This is a genomic window from Ruegeria sp. ANG-S4 (genome assembly GCF_000814005.1).
In the GTDB taxonomy this organism is placed as follows: Bacteria; Pseudomonadota; Alphaproteobacteria; order Rhodobacterales; family Rhodobacteraceae; genus Ruegeria.
The window spans coordinates 1,185,877-1,204,408 of the sequence record NZ_JWLK01000001.1; the positions used below are offsets into that span (position 1 = coordinate 1,185,877).

An 18,532-nucleotide genomic window follows, 5' to 3' on the forward strand; every position below is an offset into this window, starting at 1 on the left:
GGAACCAGGGATGGCTGACGTCCTGCTGAAAGGCATCAAGAAAAGCTATGGTCCGGTCGACGTTATCAAAGGCGTCGATATCGAGATCAAAGACGGTGAGTTTGTCGTATTTGTCGGCCCGTCGGGCTGCGGCAAGTCCACGCTCTTGCGAATGATCGCGGGGCTGGAAGACATCAGTGGCGGTGCGCTTGAAATCGGTGGAACCGTTGTGAACGACATACCAGCATCGCAGCGTGGGATTGCCATGGTCTTTCAGTCTTATGCGATCTTCCCGCATATGACAGTACGGGAAAACGTTGCATTCGGGCTGACCATCGCAGGGGCATCCAAGGCAGAGAAAGAGGAAAAAGTCGCCGAAGCAGCGCGTATCCTTCAGATGGAGCACCTGTTGGATCGCCGTCCCAGTCAGCTATCGGGCGGACAGCGTCAACGGGTTGCAATTGGCCGCGCCATTGTGCGAAAACCCGAAGTCTTTCTGTTTGACGAGCCGCTTTCCAACCTTGATGCGGCGCTGCGCCTGGATATGCGGATTGAGATTGGAAAACTGCACAAATCACTCGATGCGACAATGGTTTATGTCACCCACGATCAGGTCGAGGCGATGACGCTGGCGGATAAGATCGTCGTCTTGAAGGACGGGTACGTTCAACAGGTGGGCGCGCCTATGGAGTTGTATCACCGACCGGAGAACCTGTTTGTCGCTGGCTTCATCGGGGCACCGTCGATGAACTTTCTGGACGTCGAGGTTGTCGGCAAAGACGGCGATAGCGCAAAGGTGCGCTCAGACCTTGTAGCCGAATTCGCGGCACCTGCATGGCGCGAAGGGGTGCCGGCGTCCGGACGTGCGACGCTTGGAATCCGCCCGCAGGACTTGCGCCCAGTGGACAGCGGCGGGGTGCTGTCCGGGAACGTGACACTGGCCGAACGGCTGGGCATCGAAACTGTGGTTGATGTCGCGCTGAAAGACGGAACGCGTGTTTTGTGCTCGCTGGCCGAAGACCGGGTCTTTGAACCCGGACAGTCGATAGCCCTGGATTTCGACAACGACCGCGCGCATCTGTTTGCGCCGGAACCGGGGCGGCAGAAAGCGGCCGCCTGATCCATGAAGCCGATCCTGATCCTCGATAATTTCTTTCGCAGACGCAGCGAGTTATTCCGCGACGAGACTTTCGAAGCGCTGTCGGAGCTGTGTGACATTCGCGGAGGCGAAGACCGGCCCATGCAACGAGAAGCGATAACCGAGCTATTGCCGGAGGCGGTTTTTTATGTCGCTTCGCGCCCGGTGCTTTCCGCGACAGAGGTGGGCGTGGCCAAAAACCTTAAAGCAACCATTGAGGTTTCCGGTGCCTTTCGAGACGGGATAGACTATGAGGCATGCTTTCGGCAAGGCATCGAGGTCCTGTCATGCTCGCCGGGGTTCCGGAATTCGGTCGCTGAAATGACCTTGGCAATGCTGCTGGCCGGTGGGCGCGGACTTGTGGAAGAGCACGAGGCCTTTCGTACTGGCACCGAACGTTGGCTCGACGACCGCGACCAGACGGATTTCTCACTTTATCATCAAAACATTGGTTTCATCGGGTACGGCCAGATTTCGCGCGAGACACATCGGCTTCTGTCTCCGTTCTCACCCCGGGTTATGGCCTATGACCCGTTTTTAAGCGACGCCGGCCCCGATGTGGAGCTTACAGATCTGGAAACGCTGGTAAAAACATGCCGCGCTGTTGTGGTTGCTGCTGTGCCGTTAGAGGAAACGCGCGGTCTGCTGAGCCGGGATTTGATCGCGCGCCTTCAGACAGGCGCGATGGTCGTGCTGATCAGCCGTGCGTGGTGCGCCGATTTCCCGGCATTGACCGAAGCCGCAGCGGCAGGCCGCATTCTGGTTGCCACAGATGTTTTCCCGGACGAACCGCTCGCAGCATCAGATCCGCTTCGTCAAAGCCGAAACGTGATCCTTTCGCCGCACCGGGCCGCTGCCGTCCCCGGTGGGCGGCATCTGATCGGCGATATGATCCTGAACGATGTCGATGCAATCCTGAAAGGCGCGCCGGAACGTCAACTCAAGAAGGCAGAGCCCGAGATGGTCGCCGGCCTGGTTGCGGCCCAGCTCAAGATGAATGCGATGCCAAATACATGAGGCGTTTCAATTGGGGTATTCTGGGAACCGGTAACATCGCAGGTTCGATGGCAGAAGCGCTGGCGCATGTGCCCGATGCGCGACGCCACGCCGTCGCATCCCGATCAGAGGTTAAGGCGCGTTCGTTTGCTGCGCGTTGGGGCATTGGTTTTGCATATGGAAGTTACGACGAGCTGTTTGACGATCCGGCCATCGATATAGTTTACGTGGCTACGCCAAATGCGTGCCACAAAGACAACATCCTGACCGCGTTGGCAGCGGGCAAGCATGTACTCTGCGAAAAACCAATGACGCTTTCTGCGGAAGACAGCGCAGAGTGTTTTGCTGCGGCAGAGACTGCGGGTTTGTTGCTGGTTGAAGCGCTGTGGACAGCGTTTTTTCCGGCAATGCAAAAAGCTGTGGACCTCGTGCTGAGCGGAGAGATCGGGCAGCCGGTTTATCTGAACGCGAACTTTGTATCGTTCCGGGATCCCAATGCTCATCCAAACCTATTTGATCCCGCATTGGGAGGCGGCGCGCGGAATGACCTCGGTATTTACCCAATAGCCGCTGCGTTGTTACTTGCCGGACCCGTTGCGTCAACTCGGTCCGAAACGTTAGTTGGGTCCACTGGCGTTGACGAAATGGTGGCCATGAGCCTGAGGCATCAGAACGGTGCAATATCGCAACTTGCATTCGGGTTCCGGGTCGAGTTGCCGATCGCCGTACAGGTGGTTGGATCATGCGGAACAATTGAAATCCCCAAAGACTTCCATCATCCACAAAGCGTCACGCTGCACAGAGACGGGGACGCAAAGACCTTTGAGCTGGCCTCTATCGGCAAAGGATATGCTCACGAGGCGATCTCTTTTCAGGACGTCCTGCAAGGCCGGGAGTACCGCTTGATTCCTTGGCCAAAAAGCATGACGCTTGAGGCCGCACGGCTGCTTGCGGGGACTGGATAGACGTACGGTATCGCCGCATCTCGCTCAACCAATGCCCCCTGAAATTCTTCGATAGGCATTCGCCGTGCAAGTCCCGCGGGTCCGTATTAAAGAAGCCTTTCTGGGTATCAGCATCGCGCTCAAATCGCGCGATAGGGGCTGGGGCGTTTTTTGACAGAAAGCGCAAAAAGCCCGAGATCCCAATTCAGTAACTTGGCTTCTCTTTTGAAAACGGGTCTGATGGTTCTCAAAGCCGCTTAGTGCCACTGATTTGCGATTTCAGGGAAACGCAACAGGATTTTGGCGTTCGCCTCAGCCCCAAAGACAGGTGTCGCATTCTCTGCAAGGATGTCCTCGGTCCGCTGCCGTGCCGTTTGAAGTGCCGATGGGCCGCCAGCGTCCGCCCAAGCCTGGGGTGTCGACCGATCAGCAAGGTCGGGATAGAAATAGTCGCTTTGCATCCGGCCCAAAGTCTGACCACTGCCCAGGAAGTGACCGGGGCCGTGCAGGCAAACCTCGCGGATGACATCAAAAGCAAGCGCGTCTTCGCTAATCTCAAAACCACGTGCTGCTCGCATCACTGACCCGATCATGTCGTTATCCAGAACAAAGCTCTCTTTGCTGGCAGCCAGCAGCGAGCCGTACATGCCAGCCGCCTCATAGATTAAGTTTGCGCCGGCAAGGGCACTGAGAAGTTCAGTGATGCCCTTCTCGTATCCTGCCTGAAAGTCCGGCATTTTGCTGTCGGTCATGCCTGCGCTGACGGCGCATGGAATGTCATAATATTGCGCCATCTGGGCACAGGCGGCCATCAATACGCCCTGTTCCGCGCTGCCACCGGACATCGCGCCGGTGCGCAGATCGCTGACAAAGGGCAACGCCCCAAACAGAGCGGGGTGACCGGGGTTCAGCAAGTTCACATAGACCAGCCCGGCCAGAACCTCCGCCGTTTGCTGGGCGACGGCACCGGCCAGCGGGGCAGGGCTTGTCGCTCCAGCCTGTCCGGCTGAGACGAGTTTCAGTGGGGTGCCGGTTTGAGCGGCGCATTCGATAATACCCAGCGCTTCTTCTGCGAATGTCAGGGGTGGCACCACAAAACAGGTGGATACACAACAGAAAGGCCGCTCCCGCCATGCGTTTTCGCCGCCCGCAATCATGTGAAACATCGCTACAGCAGCTTGCATTGTCTCGACGGAACTAAAGGATGTGCCAATGGGCTTGGCCGTTCCGGCGGCGCAGGCATAGGCCGTGTTTAACTCCATCGCATGCGTGTCCGCGATGTCGCGCGCCACGACCGTGCGTTGGAACATGTGGATGTTTGGCAGCGCTTGTGCTAACCGCGCCATGTCGTGCAGATCCACCAGTGTGCTGTCGCGTATCTCGCCGGTCTGGCTGTCTACGATATGAACCGCCGCGCCGGACGTGCCCAGATGGATACGTGTGCCGCTTGGATCAAGGTCGTATTCCGGACGCTGTCCAAACAGCTTGAACCCGCGACCCGCAGTTTCAATTGCATGTTCGACAAGTCCGGGCGGAAACAACAATCTGCCTGCCTCTGAAACAGACCCGCCAGCGGCCGTGACGGTTTCAATACAGCGCGGTGTTGCGCTGGCCAGACCAATCTCAGCCAGGATTCGAAGTGCTGTTTGGTGGATGGCTTCAATTCCATGGGCCGGTACCGGACGATAGCGCCCGCCCTCGATTCCGGGCCAGATCGCCGCGCTGGGACCGGAGCCCGCGCCGCCTTGTCGTTCGGCATGCCGTGCGGCGCGACCTGATCTTGATCTGCTCATCCGCGAGCTCCTTGATGTGTCAAAAGGACCAGGATGTCCGACCGTTCGGTCCAGTTGCGAAGTCTGCTCACCCACTCATCTGGGGGCAGGCCGGTATTGGCATGGAACTTCGTCCAAATCTGACTGTCGCTCATCGGCGCTTGTGGTGCACCCAAAGGATAGGCGCACGTTTCTTCGACAAACGTGCCATTCGTCAGCGAAAGGACAACGCGGTCAGGATCTTCTTTTGAATAGTTCAGATCAGGGTGGTTTGGGGCAAAAGAGTGTGTATCGGTTTTCGCAATTAAAGCGGCCACCTGTGGATCTTCCCAAGCCTGGGCATCGAGGTCGTACAGTGTAAGCCCGCCGTGCAGCAGGCCCATCGCCGTGACAAACGGTGCACTGAACAAAGCTTCGGATCGGTTTGTGGGCTGGTCAAACGGCAAAACAGCCGCGTGAAAGTCTGGAAGGTGCAGATTAATCCGCTCAATCTCGTCCGGTGACACGTTTTGCGACATTCGCACCGCGCATGTCATAAGACGATGCGTGTACCCACAGCTTGGCCACGGCTTCAGGACCAACCCGTGTTCGGTCAGTGCATAACCGGTTCCCAGCTTGTTCAGGGCAGATTCCATCCGTTCAAAATTCAATCCGCCCATCAACGCGGCACTGCCCCGCGCATGGTCCAGAACATGCGGCTGACCCGTCAAGCCGGCCTGTGCAAGACAAACGGCTTCGACCCCGGCCCGCGCGGCAAACCCCGCCTGGATCGGTTTGGCCTGAGAACCAAACTGGCACGTATAACCGCTGGTTGCGCTGATGGCAAAGGACATGGCTTGGGTGATTTCAAAGGCGGACAATCCCATCAAGCGCCCGCAGGCCGCGGCCGCGGCAGGTGCGCCCAGCGTGGCGGTGGAATGCCACCCGGCGTCGTAGTGTTGGAAATTCATCGCCTCGCCCAAGCGGGCGATCACTTCGAAACCCGCAAGATACGCGCGCGCAAGGTCCATTCCGTTGGTCTGGGGTTCAGCAACCGCCAGCAGGGCGGGCAGCAACACCGCAGTCGGATGTGAGTTTCCCGGTATTTCCCAATCATCGAAGTCCAGCGCGTGTCCGGCGACCGTGTTCAGAAACGCGGCCTGCGGGCGCCCGGTTTTCATATCCGTGCCGATAACGTGCGCGGGGCCTTCAGACGCCATGGCTTGCACGCCTTCTCGTGCGAAACGCGCGACGCCAGTCTGAACACCGGCGTGGATGCAGCCAAATGTGTCAATCACGCCGTTGCGTAGCACCGCCAGCGTCTCAGGATCAGGGCTCAGCGGGTCGTCTGCCACGAAGCGGGCCAGCCTGATCAGCGCCGGTTCAAGTTCTTTCCGGATTTCAGCTCCGGGTGCTCGCGGGGGTTCGCCGGCGAAACAAGCGCTTTTGCGTGGTTCAACCATGCTCGACCCCGTCGAACAGGATGACACCGCGTCCGGCCTTTCCGTCCAGCATGTCAGCAATCGCCTGATTGATTTGATCAAGCCGGTAATACCTTCCAATCAATCGATCGATCGGCAAGTCGCCATTCATATGATGCTGGCCGTAGGTCACGAAATCACGTGTTGCGCAGGCCGACCCGAAGATCGAGCCGGTAACCGTAATCTCCGACCGGGTAATTTCGGTCGTAGGCAGGTCTATTGAGGCGTCGTTGGCATCCAATCCAACGAAGGTCACTTGCCCGCCCGGTCTGCAGTAATCCAAGGCGGACCGCTGCAAGGCGCGGTTGCCGACTGCTTCAAAAACATGGTCGACGCCGTGTCCTGTCATCATTTTAATGCGGGCATTTACATCCTCGTCAGCAAGAACGAAATCCGTCGCACCCAATTCGCGGGCCTTGGCCTCGGCTTGGGGCGATGCATCAATGGCAACAATCCTGCGCGCACCAGCCAGTTTTGCACCCATAATAATCGACAAACCAACACCGCCCGCACCTATCACAACGACCGAGGATTGGGGCTCGACTTGCGCGCGGTTCAGCACGGCGCCGACGCCTGTCGTGACGGCGCAACCGAGTAGGGCGGCAATCTCGAACGGGACAGTTTTGTCGATTCGGATGCAGCTTTTCCGCGGCACCACGGCGTGATCCGCCCAGCAGGCGAGCATCGACAGATGACGTACCGGACCTTCGGAGTTGGACAAGCGGCACGTTCCGTCCATCATCGTCCCGTCCCAGAGTGGGGTTTCGTAAGTCTTGCACAGGTGGGTCTGGTCATGAGCGCAAAAGAAACAATCCCCGCAATAGGGTAGCCAGCTCAGCACCACATGATCGCCAATGGCGAGGTCTGTGACGCCATCACCCAGTTGAACCACCCGACCAGCACCCTCATGCCCCAAAACGACGGGCAATTCATGGTCTGCTTGCCCCGAGATCACGTGATAGTCGGAATGACAAACTCCTGCTGCATGCATACGAACCATGACCTCACCGGTGCGAGGGGGAGCCAGCTCCAGAGTTTCCACAACAAGTGGTTGTCCCCTGCCGTACATCACGGCGGCCCTGGATTTCATTCCGAGGAACATCCAGGTGACTTGCGCGACAGGCATTCTGTCCTTGAAATCATCGCTTACTCCATAGGGAATGTTGGGGCTTTCTACAGAGCTTATTTTGACCTATTTGTGATGAGAACGTCGGAAAATCTTATAGTTTGCATTCTTTGAGGGAATGAAGTGACTTCCGTTAACTGGAAACTTCTGACAGCATTCGAGGCGGTCGCACGACATCGAAACTTTACGCGTGCCGCACGCGAGATGAATGTTCAGCAACCAGCAATCAGTCGCCGTGTGGCCGAGTTGGAAGCTGAGCTTGGGGTCAAACTTCTGCAAAGAACCCGGCCATTTTCCACGCTCACGCGGGAGGGCGAAGTCGTTTACAGGGCCATCTCGGGCAGCATCATGCAGGTTGGTAGCGCGCTGGAACAGGTTCGTCGTCGGCCTGATCGAACGTGTGTTTCCGTGAACACGACCATCGGTTTCGCCAGTTGCTATCTGATGAAGCGATTACCCGAATTTCGCGCTCTGAACCCCAACATTTCGATTGAGTTGATCTCGCGGGACCAGAACAACGCCTATGACACAGATACTGATGTCGTAATTGCCTTCGACCATCCCGAACGGCTGCCCGGCAGCCGCAAAGATTTGATCTTTTCCGAGAGGATGGTCGCGGTTGCCCGGCCCGATGTGGCGGAGAAGATCGGAGATGATCCTGAAGTGCTTGCCCGTCACAACCTGCTCTATCTGACGATGGGCATACACTCGGACGATTGGACAACTTTTTTTGACGGCACAGGGTTGACGGTGCGGCCGCCGACGTTCGAGCAAAAATTCACGAGTTTCATGGTTTATCTGCAAGCGGCGTTAAATGGCGATGGCGTTATCTTGGGATGGGAAACACTGCTGCAAGATCATTTCGATCTGGGGCAACTCTCTCCGATCACCGACCGGCGCATAGAAACCTCGCGCGGCTATTTCGCGTGCCTGATGCCGCGCGCCGCCGGCAATTCGTCAGCAGGCGCATTTCTCGATTGGATTTCCGGGCAAGGTCGCAGTTGACGCAAACGCATTGCTTATACGTTTCCTGACTCAGATAAAGGGCACCGCGGTTACACGGGCCGAAAATTCCTTTGCGCCGACGGGGACATTTAAAGGCACGTTCGCATCAGCGAGATCGGATTGGATCAAACCGACGCCGATGGTCTTTGCAAGGCGCTTTGAGAAGGCGAATTCGCTGACAAATCCAACCGTCTTGCCATCGTATGTCAGGGGTACTTGATGGCCGGGTGGGGTCGGATCACCTTGGATGAACAACCCAATCCGGGTCCGTCTCGCCCCCTCTTGAGCGATTGTTTCCAATGCGGCTTTGCCGACGAAGTCGTGACCCGAGGATAGATCAACAAGCTTGCCAATCCCCATCTCGAACGGATTTGCCCGATGAGTTTGCAGGCGCATATCCGCACCGTAGGAAATCAACCCGCTTTCAAGCCGCTCGATGTCGTTAGGTGCACCGGGGCCGATCCCGAATTCCTCCCCGGCCTCTTTGACTTTGTTCCAGAGCCGTGTGCCGTGGGCACTGTTTTGCAGATAGAGTTCAAAACCGCCCTGTTTCGACCATCCGGATCGAGCGAGGACAAGAGGGATGCCATCAAGTTGAGTCTCGACAAATCCAAAATAGGTGAATTCCCGGATGTGATCTCCGAACAGTTTCGCCACAACCTCCACCGCGTTTGGACCCTGGATAGCAAGGGGGGAGACATCGGGCTCGCTGACGCGCACGTCCCAGCCACGCTCGCGCCCGATGGCCGCGGCCCAAAGGTGAATGTCACTATCAGCAACGGACAGCCAATACCGTTTATCGCTTAACTTGAGCAGCACAGGGTCATTGATCAGCCACCCGTCGTAGTCGCAAAGCGGCACATACCGGCCCTGTCCGATACGGGTCTTGCTCAGGTTTCGGGGCGTCAGGTATTGGGCCAATCGACCTGCATCGGGGCCGCGAAGTTCGACCTGCCTTTGTGCCGCAACATCCCACATGACAACGCCATTGATCAGGCGGTCGTATTCCGCCTCCGGCTCTCCGAAATGGCCGGGAATGAGCATGTGATTGTAGACAGAAAAGCTCTTTACACCGTCACGAACCGTTGCGTCGAAATATGCCGATTTGCGTAAATTGGGCCCAATTCCGATGTGGTGCATATTGTGGTCTCCTGGCCAGTCTATCGTTTGGCCCTGGTCTGAGGGGGAAGTGGGCGCTTTCATTTGCAATCGCCGCCAATTGCTAACCAATAAGCTTCAAATTTGGCGGCGGTTCCAACTTGGATGTGTACAAAAAACGGAAGATAGATCGAGGGTTTCCCGTCAGCAAGGCGTTCTTTTGGGGGAGTCTGGGCACAGGTCTGCAACGGCCTGAGTTTCCTTGACTCGCAAACAAAAGCTTCATCCGGGTTCTATAGCACGTGTTCCATGCGTCTACATTTTTTGGTTGCGCAGTCGTGTTGGCCGCTTCCTCTGCAAATAATCGTAGGTGCTCGTCCAGCACTCTGCAAAATCCGCAGCCATTTTTATCTGTCGCAAAGCAGCGACACCTATGCGCGCCAAAGTCACAGCATCACGACCCGGTTGAGTTTGGTGTGGTTTTGCCTGACACCCCCAGTCGGATTCTCGGCTTTCAGTTTTTACCAAGCCGGGCCGCTATTTCGACAGAGACCCGCGCCGTTAACGACGCCACAGAGCTTCGTTCCAGAACGAGCGGTGCATCCAGACTCGCAGGCGGAAAGAGGACCCAGGTTTGGTCTTCCGAATTCGTCATGACAGCGTAAGGTTGCGCATCCTGAACCGCGTTGTTGGCACAGTAGAGCACAGAGAGCATGCCCGAAGACTTTGGCGCACCGAGCGCATTCGCAGAGGATGTGGCATCATTTTCAGAGGCACCCAGTGCAGTCAGCGAAGCGACGGCCTTGTCAATTTGCCCCTGTTCGGCGGATTGCCGAAGCTCCGAGAACGCGTCGAAACCGGCTTCAATCCGGGCCTCATCGTTCAAGGGGTTCAATGATGCGCCAAGGAAGGCGGCGCATGCGCCGGCGGCTGCGGTTATGTCGGAATAGGCGGTTGTTTCGAAACGACCATCCGCACGTCGCGTCAACCCGACAAAATTCTTTCCGGCGGCGTGGACCGTCAGTCTGCGCAATCCGTCGACCTCTTTACGTTCTGCCAACAGAACCAGCGATGGATCAACAAGGGCCAGAACATTGGACGCCAAGTCATCCGTAAAGTTCAGGCCCTGTTCCGCAGAACCGACAAGTCGACCTGCTTCGACCAGATGCGTTTCGCCCAAAACCAGCCAGCCTTCAGGGGCCGTCGCGTCCTCTGCCGCGGGCAAGAAATCGTTTTGGTCCCATCCGATAATCTCTTTCGCGCCTGCATAGGAAAATGCATACGCAAACTCGGACGGGTGCATGAATTCAGATGCCATGCCCTAGCTCCATAGAAAGTTGGTCATACGTTTCAGCTTGTCACTGACCTGTGCAGGGGCATCCTTGCTGACCTGCACGACAGTCGGTTTGCGCTTTTCCACCACGGTTTCGGAAACGCGGCGGGCCGCATCTGTGATCGCCTCGGCAACTGCCAAGGCTGCCCCTTCAACACGGTCGATCGTCTTCTTGGCCTTGCTTTTGAAAGTTGCCAAAAGTCCGTCAATGTTCTCGGTCACGGCTTTTCGCGCCGATGCAAGACCATTTTCGACCTTCAGCACAGCCGCGTCGACGCGCCGTTCAATATACTCGTCTCCGACCTCCGCAACCCAGTAGGCGATGCCGCTGATCTGGCCGGACAAGGGGCTGCCGGTTCCCAAAATCTCGATATCACTATCCAGGTAGTTATACCCGGGTCCTTCGTTGTGAAACGTGTGCAGGTATCCAGCAGCGTCATGCACGCAACCGTGCAGGGCGACCGGGTTGTCTGGGTCCAAATGCCCTGCATCGATGATACCGGGGATCAGCCAATTGCCCGGTCCGACCAATCCGCCCGTGGGGCTGAGCAGAGCGGCGAATACCTCATGGATGCCAAAAGCATCCCCCAGAACCTTCCCAAACATAAACTGACCGCGCGATGCCATGAATTCGGGATGCTTGTCTTCGTCAAGATCCGACATGTCCTCATCTTTGGACTTTCCATTGGTATCCTGCTGTTTTTTGATGATCACAAACCGGCCGTAGTCGGCATCGAGTTGATCGGCCGTGGGCGGAAGGCCAATGATCACGGCAAGTTCTTCCATAACTTCGGCTCGGCGCGGCCCTGACAGGCCTTTGGCCACTTCGCGCATCAGTGCCTTGAGGTCGGAATTGCCCTCGCCTTTGTACTCGATTTTCGCCAGCGCCAACATGTAGTCCGAAGAAAACAGATCTTTTGTATCGCAGCGGGTCAGGTCCGTCTGCACCAACTCTTCGGGCGACAGTTCTCCCAAACGGTCATTTTCATCCGGGCTGATGGCGATTTTTCCCTTGGGCTGAAAACCCAGATAACGCCGGAGAAATTCGCTTTGCGGCTCATTTAACTGGGGCACTTACTTCTCCACATGGTTTGTGCGGCGTCAAATTTGCAGGAGTGGGTCATGCAACCACCCGCGCGATCTCGCCCAATGCCTTTCGTGCGGTTTTTGTGACCGAAACCTTGGTGAATCCATTGTTGCTGTCGACATGTTTGAAGAAATCCGTGTCAAGCATGCTGCGATAGTCTTTGAGGATGCGGATCACCTCGGACTTGCTTTTTTCACGCGGCTTGCCGGCTTCTGATTTCACGACCGCCACCAGGGCCTTGTCCAATCGGTCATCCAGACTGGCTGTGCGTTTCGTCAATGACGGAACATTCTTCAGGACTTTTTCAAACTGGGTATCCCCTTGGCAGACCTTCGCTATTTCTGATTGCAGCTTCTGCATTTCCGAGTTCATCACCGTTCTGGCCGACTGCCAAGTCGCGCGGGCTTTGGCAAAGGGCTGCACTTCGGGGCTAACGTCCTCAAAACTCTGCGCATTGCGGAGCTTTTTTACCAAATCAACGATCCGGGGAACGGTTTGGAGGGCTGCTGAGTAATTCGGTTGATCGCCGTTTGCCTGTTCGTTGGCCGTGGCCCAAAGCTGACGCAGTTCAAGATACTCCGGGCTGTCCGAATGCGATTGACCGGAACGTTCCAAAACCTCTTCGACGGCAGGCTTGATTTTTGCGGCTTGGGCATTCCATTTGGCCGCGTCTGGGTCCGATTTACTGGTACCGGGCTTCTGCGGTGCCTCCGAACCCTGAGCGGGTGCTTTTTCGAGTTTGGCCAAGGCTTGATCAAGCTTGTCAGCGCCCAATTGCGCCCGTTCGATATCACCTGCGTTGGCAAGCTTAACGATGCTCTTGAAAGGGGCCACCAACGGCGCTGCGGCTTCTTTGGGCAGGTCTTTGATCCGGTCCGAGATTGCTTTCAAACGCTCCAGCGTAGCCGCTTTTTCATTGGGATTGGTGCCCTGTTCTGCGCCTGATGCATCCTGGCTTTCTTGCGCATCGACATCCGAGTCCAGAACAGTGCCATCGGCATCCACGATGACAACGTCCAGTTTGACCTTTTGCTTCTTTAGCCACCTTTTTAGGGTTTTTGCCATTGCGGGCACTTGCTTGTCGCACCGTAGACGCATGACTGTTTCGGAAACGCTCATCTCACCAAAAGCGACTCTTTTGCCCGACCCTATATCCTTGGCCTCTTTGGCGATCGCCTTGGCAGGCTGTTTACGGTGCAGACCGAAATAATGGTCGTCCTTGGCTCCGGGATTGAAGGCAAAGGAAACCGGATTCTCTCTCGCGTGATTGACAAGTTTTTTGAGTTCCTTGCCTTCAACTTTGAACACGGGCACAGCTTTCCCCTTTGATCAGACGCGTCCCCATTTGGGCGCGGGACGAGGTCGCTTTGTCAATGATGTTGTTCACAGATATAAATGGTCTGTTGCAACCGGGATGATCTGACATGAGCGGCTTTGTCCCAAAAAGTTGAGTTGATGCGCGCCGCGTTTTTCATCTTTTCGCATTGAGGATCCGCAGGTCCAACCACGTTGGGACAGCGGCTCGTACGCGCCGAATTGTTTCAGCTTTTGGTCGCGCCGCCCGCAGCCAGAGCTAGGGTTTCTAGGAAAAGCCCCAATCAGTTCTTCTTCGGGCTTGCGGCCTCACATTGGTTTCGCCAGTTTGAAGCCGAACAACAATGAGGGCACAAAATGGGTTGGGCAGACTACCTTGACACACATCAATCGCGCTTTGTCGAAGAGCTTTGTGAATTCATAAGAATTCCGTCCGTCTCAGCCAAACCCGAAAACGCTGGCGATGTGCGGGATGCGGGTCAATGGGTGGTCGATCGTCTTGTTTCCGCCGGTATGGAAAATGTGCAGTTGATGGACACGGCAGGCCATCCGGTCGTCTGTGCGGATTGGCTGCGTGCGGGACCCGATGCCCCTACGATACTGATATACGGCCACTTCGACGTGCAGCCGGCAGAACCCTTTGAGCTCTGGACGTCGCCTCCGTTTGAACCGACGATCCGCGGGGATCGGATTTATGGGCGTGGCGCAACAGATGACAAAGGCGCAATGCTGATACCGATCCTTGCTGCCGAAGCGCTGTTGGCAGAAACCGGAAAACTGCCCGTCAACGTGCGGTTTTTCTTTGAAGGACAAGAAGAGATCGGCTCGCCCGACCTGCCGCCTTTTATCGAGGCAAATCTCGACCGTCTTCAGGCCGACATGATTTTTTCGGCGGATGGCAGCCAGTGGGATACGGAAACCCCGCAACTGGTTCTGGGACTGAAAGGTCTTACTTCGTTAGAGATCACGGTGCAGGGCGCAAAATCTGATCTGCACTCCGGCCTGCACGGCGGGGGCGTTGCAAACCCGGCAATGGCCCTGGCGCAACTACTTGCCAGTATGAAGTCGCCCGATGGGCGGATTACCATCGACGGCTTCTATGACGATGTCGTCGATTTGACCGATGAGGATCGCGAGGCGATCGCAAAAGTGCCGTGGGATGAGGCGGCTTACCTGGCGCAGACCGGTGCCCCGTCGACGCTTGGCGAGCCGGGGTTCACAACACGTGAAAACCTTTGGGCGCGGCCAACGCTTGAGGTCAACGGTCTTACCAGCGGGTGGCAGGGGCAGGGCACCAAGACAGTCTTGCCCGCGGTCGCTTCTGCCAAGATCACCTGCAGGCTGGTGGCAAATCAGAACCCCGAGGCGGTCTTTGACTTGATCGCTGCCCACGTCGACGCGCATTGCCCGCCCGGCGTTACGGCAGAGGTGGCGCGGAACCCGGGCCGCGCGGATCCATTTCTTGTGCCTGCCGGGCACAACGCAACCGCAGTCGCGGGTCAGGTTCTGGAAGAAGTTTACGGAAAAGCACCATATAAAACTCGGGTCGGTGGCTCGATTCCGGTGATGTCGACCCTTTTGGACGAACTTGGTCTGCACGCCGTCATGTTCGCGTTCGGGCATGAAGACGAAAATCAACACGCCCCGGATGAGTTCTTTCGCCTGCCGACGTTCAGGCGAGGGCAAACGGCTTATGCCAGACTAATGGAGCGACTGGGCGAATAAGGGTGATGTGCTCCGTTCCCGGGCAAATATGAAACGTGGGCGCGCACTTGGCACTTCGCCTGTGGTTCTTTTACCGGGGACTGGCATAAATTCGCCGGGGTGCGGACAAGCCTCTTTTAATTTCTGTTCAGATCACCGAGAAGACTTGCGAGGTTTCGAAACGGCATACAAGCTTCTTGCAGAACAGCGCCAAAATAACGAACACGATCTGGCCGCGCTTGTCCGGCACAACCCGAATTGCGATAGCGTTCGGGCTGTTCAGTCTTCTCGCTGCCTGTGCCCAAAACCAAAACGAGATAGAGCTTGATCCAGAACGTCAAATGATGGCGTTGCGCGAAGTCTCACAAAAGCATGCGCGGGGACAAAGGGTTTGGTGCGTGCCCTATGCACGGGACCTGAGCGGTATCGAAATTCGCGGCAACGCCAAAGACTGGTGGGGCAAAGCGCGCAACCTTTTTCAGCGGGGCAATGAACCGGTTGTCGGTGCGGTCATGTCCTTTCGTGCAACGCGCGGAATGCCATTGGGCCATGTGGCTGTCGTGTCCGACGTTGTTACCGAACGCGAAGTCATTGTGAACCACGCCAATTGGCACCGTAACAAGGTGTCATTGAAGATGGGCGTCAGGGACGTATCCAAAAACAATGATTGGACTTTGGTTCGGGTCGAAAGCAATCCGGGCCGGTATGGCAGCTTCTACCCGGTGAACGGTTTCATCTATCCGAAAATCGAAGAATAGCCGGTCTGTACTTCCGTTCACGATCACCGGTAGCCGATGTCGCCACCATGGGTTGGAGCGAAGAACTCGCAACCCTGCTCGTGGACGGATGAAGCCCAACAGAACGCATTGATCCACTTGATATTCGGGAGCTTGAGCTGCGCGTTGATGCTTCCACCAAAGGCACAACATCTCGGACAATTTCTATTGCCCGGCCTGCAACGGCCTTACAAAACATGCGCGGAACCACTCTCTTCCGCCGCCAATCGTTTCAGCGCCATCCGGTCAAGCTTGCCACCCATTGTTAAGGGAAGCGTTTTCAATACTTTAACCACATCGGGCGCCTTGTATCCTATTCGATTTCTCGCGAATTCAATAATCTCGTCGGCGCTGACGGGGGTGGCATCTTCGGCAAGACTTACGAACCCCCAAACATCCTCACCATGCATCTCGTCTCGCACCCCAACCGCCACTGCTGCCGCGACTGCTGGATGTGCGGTCAGCGCGTCTTCAACCTCTGCCGGGCTGATGTTCGATCCGTCATGCACGATGATCTGTTTCTGGCGGCCTCGGAACCAAAAATAGCCATCTTCATCCCGCCGCATCAGATCACCTGTATCGAGCCACCCATCCTGAAACGCGGCTTTGGTTGCTGTTGGATCTTTCCAATACTGGGTCATCATACTTGGGCTTTTCACCCAGTGCCGACCATCCGCCCCTACGGGGACTTCCTCCCCGGCCTCATTGCGCAACTCTGAGACATATCCCGGATTGTTCAACCCCACCGCGCCGACCTTCGCTGCATTTCCATGCGTGTTGGAATGCGACGTCCCCATTTCCGTCATGCCGTAGAACGATCCGATCGGTACGCCTGCCAATGCGTCGAATTCTTCCACGACGGTTTGCGAAGGCTTGTCCCCGCCCGCCATCATCGTTCTGAGTGAGCTGAAATCCTCTTGTCTTGCGCCCTGTGCTTCAAGCAAGGCCGCCAAGGGCGCGGGCAGTATCTGTGCTATTGTCGGCCGCGTCTGCCGCAACAACCCGAAAAGTTCATCTGGTGTGAAACGCCGCGCGACGTCCACCATTGCACCGGCCCAAAGCCCAGCAAATGTGAGCCGTAATCCGGCGGTATGAGAAATCCACGAGGCGGGCAGCACGACGTCTTTGGCGCCCAAATCCAGCCCCTGCGCATTGCTTGCGACCATACTGCCCATGCTGGCATGGCTATGCGTCACTCCCTTCGGCTTGCCAGTGGTTCCGGAGGTAAAGAAGATAAATGCCGCAGCTTCCGCTGCAACGTCCGGCAGTTCGCATTCGCTGTTGGCGTCCACAAGGTCTTCAAAGGAAATCGCGCCAGCTATCTCACCTGCATGGGCGATTACGCCCAAAGGCAATCGCGCCAATCCGGAAACCGCAGCGATATCGTTGGCCCGCTCGCTGTGCACCAAGAGCGCTGCAGGTGTCGCCAGATCAAAGGCATAGTCGATGTCAGCCGCCGTGTATCGATAGTTGAGAGGCATCGCCACCAAACCGGCCCGCATACATGCCAGATAGTGGATCACCAGCGCAGCCCGGTTTGGCATGATCGACGCCACGCGGTCCCCTGGCTTCAGGCCCAGATTCAGATAACTCCGCGCAAGGCGCGTGCAGGCGGCATCCACCTGTCGCCGTGTCAAAACGCCGTCCAACGCATAAAGGGCTGTCCCTTCGGGATTCGCTGACAGGCCCGCACGCAGCAAATCTGTCAAATCCGCTGGTGCAGCCAGTGGAGGTCCCGATACCGACATGCGTTTCTCCTTAGAATTGATCTATTCCAAGGTCTAAACCAGACTAAGCGATCCCAGAACCCCTTAACATGGAGCGATTGGTTCAGATTTGACCGTTCGACAAGCTGCACCGCCGCTGAGCCGGGCGCGAACGACCATTGGAACCGTGCCGGTCCAAAGCGCATGTCTGAATTGTTGTTTCACGTCCTTGGCAGAGATCAGTGAAGGTGAATACCACCGTCGATCACGACGGTCTGCCCTGTTATCGAAGGGCTCTTGCAGAACAACAGCACTTGTTGGGCAACATCTTCAATCGAGGTCGTTCTGCCAAGGAGCGACCGGTCGCGCCACATGGCGACAAACCCGTCAGAAGCCCCGCCAGACATTTGGGTCCCTTCCATCAGCCCAGGGGATACACAATTCACGGTCACGTCAGGCGCCAAAGCCGTTGACAGAAACCTGGTGAGCGGTACGACAGCAGCCTTGCTGGGTGCGTAGGCGGCTGCGGCGCTCCAATCCCCATGCGCAATTGTGGATGAGAGGTTTACAACTCTGCCCCATTTGGATGCTTTCAGGTAGGGCGCAGCCGCTCTGGTAAGGAAATAGGGGCCGCTGAAGTTGACCTCCAGCATATCTGTCCAAATTTCAGGCGTCAGCGCGTCCAGATCACCGTTTGGCACGGTGTACTCGCCAGAGGCCATCCCAGCGTTGTTCACCAAAATACCGAGGCTGCCGAATTTGCCGACGATCTTGTCGACACAGTCACGTACTGACGCAGGATCAGTATGGTCGACTTGCTGTACGCAAGCTGCACCGCCTTCATCTTTGATGCCTGCGCAGACAGCTTCCGCGCGGTCCGATCCATTTCGATAGCCGACCACCACTTGGCTGCCTTTGCGGGCCAAAAGCCTGCAGATTTCGCTCCCAAGCCCGCCGCTGCCACCGCTTACAAGCGCAACGCTTCCTGAAATATCCAAACTCAATCCTCCATCAGCAACATTCGCGCCAAGTAGCGGACGCGTTCCGCGCTGGTAATTCAAATAGCACAAACCGGTTAGGATAGTTGCAGATGA

General features: G+C 56.7%; 15 protein-coding genes. 6 read left to right on the plus strand and 9 right to left on the minus strand.

Annotation, left to right across the window (positions count from 1 at the left end):
- Nucleotides 1-10 precede the first annotated feature (10 nt).
- From RA28_RS06000 to RA28_RS06010, 3 genes are read left to right on the plus strand one after another with little or no spacing between them, the layout of a single operon-like run.
- Complete coding sequence (locus RA28_RS06000) at nucleotides 11-1,099, plus strand: ABC transporter ATP-binding protein (RefSeq protein WP_039524547.1); 1,089 nt, start codon at nucleotides 11-13, stop codon at nucleotides 1,097-1,099.
- 3 nt (nucleotides 1,100-1,102) lie between these two features.
- The gene (locus RA28_RS06005) at nucleotides 1,103-2,134 is read left to right on the plus strand and encodes an NAD(P)-dependent oxidoreductase (RefSeq protein WP_039524549.1); all 1,032 of its coding nucleotides are present in this window, start codon (nucleotides 1,103-1,105) and stop codon (nucleotides 2,132-2,134) included.
- Nucleotides 2,131-3,078, plus strand: a complete 948-nt coding sequence (locus RA28_RS06010) for a Gfo/Idh/MocA family protein (protein WP_039524551.1) — start codon at nucleotides 2,131-2,133, stop codon at nucleotides 3,076-3,078. Before RA28_RS06005 ends, RA28_RS06010 begins: the two co-directional genes overlap by 4 nt.
- A gap of 236 nt (nucleotides 3,079-3,314) precedes the next feature.
- Here RA28_RS06010 and RA28_RS06015 read toward each other — a convergent pair whose 3' ends face one another.
- The 3 genes from RA28_RS06015 to RA28_RS06025 are packed head-to-tail and all read right to left on the minus strand — an operon-like array spanning nucleotide 3,315 to nucleotide 7,415.
- Entirely contained in the window at nucleotides 3,315-4,850 is a 1,536-nt protein-coding gene (locus tag RA28_RS06015) for a trimethylamine methyltransferase family protein (RefSeq protein WP_052261293.1), read from the minus strand.
- The gene (locus RA28_RS22180; RefSeq protein WP_052261294.1) at nucleotides 4,847-6,271 is read right to left on the minus strand and encodes an MmgE/PrpD family protein; all 1,425 of its coding nucleotides are present in this window, start codon (nucleotides 6,269-6,271) and stop codon (nucleotides 4,847-4,849) included. Before RA28_RS22180 ends, RA28_RS06015 begins: the two co-directional genes overlap by 4 nt.
- Nucleotides 6,264-7,415 (minus strand): zinc-binding dehydrogenase, encoded by a 1,152-nt coding sequence (locus RA28_RS06025; RefSeq protein WP_052261295.1) that lies wholly within the window; start codon nucleotides 7,413-7,415, stop codon nucleotides 6,264-6,266. Before RA28_RS06025 ends, RA28_RS22180 begins: the two co-directional genes overlap by 8 nt.
- A gap of 123 nt (nucleotides 7,416-7,538) precedes the next feature.
- Between RA28_RS06025 and RA28_RS06030 the strand changes: the two genes are divergently transcribed.
- A complete protein-coding gene (locus tag RA28_RS06030) occupies nucleotides 7,539-8,420 on the plus strand; it encodes a LysR family transcriptional regulator (protein WP_039524553.1) in 882 nt (293 codons plus the stop codon).
- A gap of 30 nt (nucleotides 8,421-8,450) precedes the next feature.
- Here RA28_RS06030 and RA28_RS06035 read toward each other — a convergent pair whose 3' ends face one another.
- From RA28_RS06035 to RA28_RS06050, 4 genes are all read right to left on the minus strand, one after another.
- The gene (locus tag RA28_RS06035) at nucleotides 8,451-9,560 is read right to left on the minus strand and encodes a glycine cleavage T C-terminal barrel domain-containing protein (RefSeq protein WP_039525999.1); all 1,110 of its coding nucleotides are present in this window, start codon (nucleotides 9,558-9,560) and stop codon (nucleotides 8,451-8,453) included.
- Nucleotides 9,561-10,032: 472 nt separating this feature from the next.
- Nucleotides 10,033-10,836 carry a hypothetical protein gene (locus tag RA28_RS06040; RefSeq protein WP_039524557.1) on the minus strand — a complete coding sequence of 268 codons (804 nt, stop codon included), beginning with the start codon at nucleotides 10,834-10,836 and terminating at the stop codon, nucleotides 10,033-10,035.
- A gap of 3 nt (nucleotides 10,837-10,839) precedes the next feature.
- The gene (locus RA28_RS06045; protein ID WP_039524560.1) at nucleotides 10,840-11,925 is read right to left on the minus strand and encodes a hypothetical protein; all 1,086 of its coding nucleotides are present in this window, start codon (nucleotides 11,923-11,925) and stop codon (nucleotides 10,840-10,842) included.
- A gap of 46 nt (nucleotides 11,926-11,971) precedes the next feature.
- The gene (locus RA28_RS06050; protein ID WP_152612022.1) at nucleotides 11,972-13,252 is read right to left on the minus strand and encodes a hypothetical protein; all 1,281 of its coding nucleotides are present in this window, start codon (nucleotides 13,250-13,252) and stop codon (nucleotides 11,972-11,974) included.
- A 357-nt stretch (nucleotides 13,253-13,609) separates the two neighbouring features.
- Between RA28_RS06050 and RA28_RS06055 the strand changes: the two genes are divergently transcribed.
- Both RA28_RS06055 and RA28_RS06060 read left to right on the plus strand, forming a co-directional pair.
- Nucleotides 13,610-14,977, plus strand: coding sequence for a dipeptidase (locus tag RA28_RS06055; protein WP_039524567.1), 1,368 nt, complete (start codon nucleotides 13,610-13,612; stop codon nucleotides 14,975-14,977).
- Nucleotides 14,978-15,153: 176 nt separating this feature from the next.
- Nucleotides 15,154-15,714: a CHAP domain-containing protein gene (locus tag RA28_RS06060; protein WP_039524569.1), complete on the plus strand. Its 561-nt coding sequence runs from the start codon at nucleotides 15,154-15,156 to the stop codon at nucleotides 15,712-15,714.
- A 206-nt stretch (nucleotides 15,715-15,920) separates the two neighbouring features.
- On the opposite strand, the gene RA28_RS06065 is transcribed toward RA28_RS06060, so the two are convergent.
- Both RA28_RS06065 and RA28_RS06070 read right to left on the minus strand, forming a co-directional pair.
- Entirely contained in the window at nucleotides 15,921-17,480 is a 1,560-nt protein-coding gene (locus RA28_RS06065; protein ID WP_039524573.1) for a class I adenylate-forming enzyme family protein, read from the minus strand.
- Between the two features lie 197 nt (nucleotides 17,481-17,677).
- The gene (locus RA28_RS06070) at nucleotides 17,678-18,436 is read right to left on the minus strand and encodes an SDR family NAD(P)-dependent oxidoreductase (protein ID WP_039524576.1); all 759 of its coding nucleotides are present in this window, start codon (nucleotides 18,434-18,436) and stop codon (nucleotides 17,678-17,680) included.
- Between the last annotated feature and the right edge of the window lie 96 nt (nucleotides 18,437-18,532).